Annotated in this window: 5 protein-coding genes; 2 read left to right on the forward strand and 3 right to left on the reverse strand. The window is 66.1% G+C overall.

The annotated features are described in order from the left end of the window. The coding region (locus B9S61_RS22990) for a transposase (RefSeq protein WP_181007492.1) at positions 1 to 774 on the forward strand (774 nt) is incomplete at its 5' end. A 224-nt stretch (positions 775 to 998) separates the two neighbouring features. Here B9S61_RS22990 and B9S61_RS22995 read toward each other — a convergent pair. Further along, positions 999 to 1,199, reverse strand: coding sequence for a DUF397 domain-containing protein (locus B9S61_RS22995; RefSeq protein WP_103543968.1), 201 nt, complete (start codon positions 1,197 to 1,199; stop codon positions 999 to 1,001). Then, positions 1,196 to 2,044: a helix-turn-helix transcriptional regulator gene (locus B9S61_RS23000; RefSeq protein ID WP_103543969.1), complete on the reverse strand. Its 849-nt coding sequence runs from the start codon at positions 2,042 to 2,044 to the stop codon at positions 1,196 to 1,198. Before B9S61_RS23000 ends, B9S61_RS22995 begins: the two co-directional genes overlap by 4 nt. A 254-nt stretch (positions 2,045 to 2,298) precedes the next feature. Between B9S61_RS23000 and B9S61_RS23005 the strand changes: the two genes are divergently transcribed. Then, entirely contained in the window at positions 2,299 to 2,832 is a 534-nt protein-coding gene (locus B9S61_RS23005) for an ATP-binding protein (RefSeq protein ID WP_308457784.1), read from the forward strand. Here the strand turns inward: B9S61_RS23005 and B9S61_RS23010 are convergent. Beyond that, a partial coding sequence (locus B9S61_RS23010; RefSeq protein ID WP_107499716.1) for an ISAs1 family transposase occupies positions 2,833 to 3,374 on the reverse strand: 542 nt, incomplete at its 5' end.

Consider the following 3,374-nt stretch of genomic DNA (forward strand, 5'->3'; position numbering starts at 1 on the left):
GCCGAAGCCGAAGCCGAAGCCGAAGCCGAAGCCGAAGCCGGTACGAGCGTGCTGCGGCTGATCACCGATGTGCACACCACCCTGGCGACGATTCCCGACGTCAAGGCCACCGCGCCCATCCAGCAGAACCTGGCCGAGCGTCAGGTCTCACCGGGCGAGCACTACCTCGACTCCGGATATCCCTCCGCCGACTTGGTCGTGCAAGCGGCGGGCCGGGGCATCAGCATGGTCACCCCGCTCCTGGCCGACCACTCGCCCCAGGCCAAGGCCGCCGAAGGCTTCGCCAAGAGCGCCTTCCGTATCGACTGGAAAGCCCGTCAGGTCCGCTGCCCCCAGGGCGCCACCAGCGCCGGCTGGTATCCGGTCACCCAGCACGGCCGCGACGCCATCGTGATCGACTTCGCCCGCGCCGACTGCCGCCCCTGCCCATCCCGGACCAAGTGCACCAGCTCCGCCCGCGGCGCCCGCATGCTCACCCTGCGCCCCCGTGAACTCCACGAACGCACCACTGCGGCCAGAGCCGAACAGGACACCGACTCCTGGAGAACCAAGTACGCACTCCGCGCCGGCATCGAGGGCACCGTCAACCAGGCTCTCGACGTCACCGGCATCCGCCGGGCCCGCTACCGCGGCCTGCCGAAAGTCACCCTCCAACACATCTACTCCGCCACCGCCCTCAACATCGTCCGCCTCGACGCCTGGTGGGCCACCGACCCACTACGCAAGCCTCGCACCAGCCGACTCGAACGCCTCAGCCACCAACTCGCCGGCTGACGAATTCAGCAACAGAGTCAAGGGCGGCACGTCCAGCCGCCGGCTGCCACGGCAGCACGTAACCTCTCGTTTGGCATCTCAATCCTCCTGACATCCGGAGACGGCACCGGGGGCGTTCCACTCGACGCGGGACACCCCGGAGGGCTTGTTGGATGCCCTGCTCCACGCTCGTGGTCTTCCGTCCCCCTGAATTCGTGACCTTGGCGTCCCGTGAGCAGTGCAGGCTACGTCTGCCGGATCGTCCGCACGAAGGCTCCCCAGGCCCGGCGGCCCACGGTGATCACGGCGCTCTCCGCGTCCTTGGAATCGCGGATGTCCATCCCGTCGGCTCGGAGCACACACTCCATGCACTCTCCTCCGGCGCCGTTGCTGTATGACGACCTGAACCAGGCCGGAGGGCATTCGGATGGTGCTGCGGCGTTCACTTCGAGTACTCCTTCACGACGGACTTGATCAACTGGGCGGAGCGCTGAGGACTGAGCGCCGCGGCACGCAGACCGTCGAAGGCCCGTGTGTACTCACGGACATGGTGCTCGCCCTCCAGATAGACGGCATCCGTGACACCGTCTCGGTACACGAGGTCCGGGTCCTCGGGCGCCGGGAAGCCGAGCATGGTGAAAGATCCCGTGATCGGGTAGGTACCCGAATCGAAGGGCAGTACCTGCAAGGTCACGCTTCGCAACGCAGCCGACTCGAGGATCTGCTCAAGTTGCTCACGCATCACCTCCCGATCACCGATGACATTGCGCACGGCACCCTCGTTCACGACGAACCAGGCCTCGGGCGCATCCGGCCGTGTCAGCATCTCCTGACGTTCCAACCGCACACGTACGGCCCGGTCGATGTCCTCGGCCGACATGTACGCCCCGGCCGCGTGCAACTCGCGCGCATACGACGTGGTCTGCATGAGGCCCGGCAGCACCTCGCACTGGTACTGGCGGAGCGTGGAGGCGTCCTGCTCCAGGCCGATGTAGATGTTGAACCACTCGGGCACGCCCGCACCGTGTACCTGCCACCAGCCGCGCGTCTTCGACTCCCGAGCCAGTGACTTCAGGAACTCGCGGAGCTCATCGCTTGTGCCGTAGTGCCGGCAGAGCGCATCGATGTCCGACGGCTGCACTCTGCCGATACCTGTCTCCATCCGGTTGACCTTGGAGCCGCTCCAGTCCAGTGCATGGCCGACCTGGGCGCAGGTCAGCGCGCTCTTCTCCCGTAGCTTCTTCAGCTCGATCGACAGACGCCGCCGGCGTGCCGTCGGTGAACCAGCCATTTCGATCTCCTCAACCGCCCGGCATGTAACGAAAGTTCAGTCTCATGCCAAGAGGGCCGCTTGCCAATCACACGGAAGTGGGAATCCCTTCGTGCACATTGCACGAAGGGATGCGCCGGCTTCATGCTGAGCCGTGACGCGACGCAGAGTGATCACTTGTGACACTCCGCTGGCGGGACGCCACACAGCAAGGCGAACACCGATGGGAGAGCCTCGTGATGCAGGGAGCGCGCATGACGCGAAAGGTGTGGGACGTGGAGTTCACCGCCCGTCCTGAAGAAGTCGGCGTGCTGAGACGCATCGTGCAGCGTCGTCTGGCGGCCTGGGGCTTGGACGAACTCGTCGACGCGGCCCAACTGTGCGTGAGCGAGCTAGTGTCGAACGTAGTCACGCACGTGGGTCATGGCACTCCGGGCTCGCTCACGGTCTTCCTGACCGGTACGCATCTGCGCATCGAGGTCCAGGACCCCGACCCGCGGGTTCTGCCCACCCTCGTCACCACGGACGTCGACGCCGAGGGGGGACGGGGAATGGCACTCGTCGAGGCCCTTACGGACCGTTGGGGTGTGCAACTCCACGGGGACCGCAAGGTGACGTGGTGCGAGTTGGCCACCGGACCTGCATCACCGATCAGTTACGCAGAAGAGCCGTCGGTGACGCGGGCCGAAGCGCTTCTGGACGTGTACGCAACCATGAAGCCGCCGGTGTGCTCCTACAGTCACGAGTTCGGCAAGGTGGGTCGACTGGCGGCGGAACAATCCGTGATCGACATCATCACCAGGGCTTGATCAAGTTCCGTGAGTGTCTGGGTTGTTGGTGATGCCCAGGATGGCGAGTGCTCGTTCGGGTTCGTGGCGGATGGCGCGGGTGGTCTTGGCGATGTTGTCGGCTCCGAGGATCTTCAGGGTGCCGATGGCGAGGTTGCGGATGGTGGCCATGGCGCGGGGTGCGGTGCCGGTGTGAATGGTCGAGGCGTCCTCGGCGAACGTGACATCTCGGATGTAGTGGGAGGAGTTTTCGATTCCCCAGTGCCCCCGGATGGCGGTGGCGAGGTCGATGGGGCGGGTTTGATGGGCGGCGAGGCTGGTGACCGCGTAGACGTTCTCGCGGGTTTCGGGCCGGCCGGTGGGCTTGCGGCGGCGGTGGACCCGGATGGCGAGGTGGGCGTGGGGGAAAGCGATGCCGCCGAGGTTGTCGGCGATAGTGCAGGTTTTGATCGAGCGGGACTCGCGGCGGCCGTGGGCGGTGGCGGAGGCGGTGTGCTGGACCTTGATCGAGGTCCAGGGCAGGGCGGCGAGCTGGGCGTAGGCGGTGGGCTGGTTGGCCTTGA

Source organism: Streptomyces sp. SM1 (assembly GCF_002910825.1).
In the GTDB taxonomy this organism is placed as follows: Bacteria; Actinomycetota; Actinomycetes; order Streptomycetales; family Streptomycetaceae; genus Streptomyces; species Streptomyces okerensis.

What these genes read in the sequence shown, in the direction of transcription:
- B9S61_RS23000 (WP_103543969.1), bottom strand. Translation starts at nt 2,044, where the DNA reads ATGGCTGGTTCACCGACGGCACGCCGGCGGCGTCTGTCGATCGAGCTG.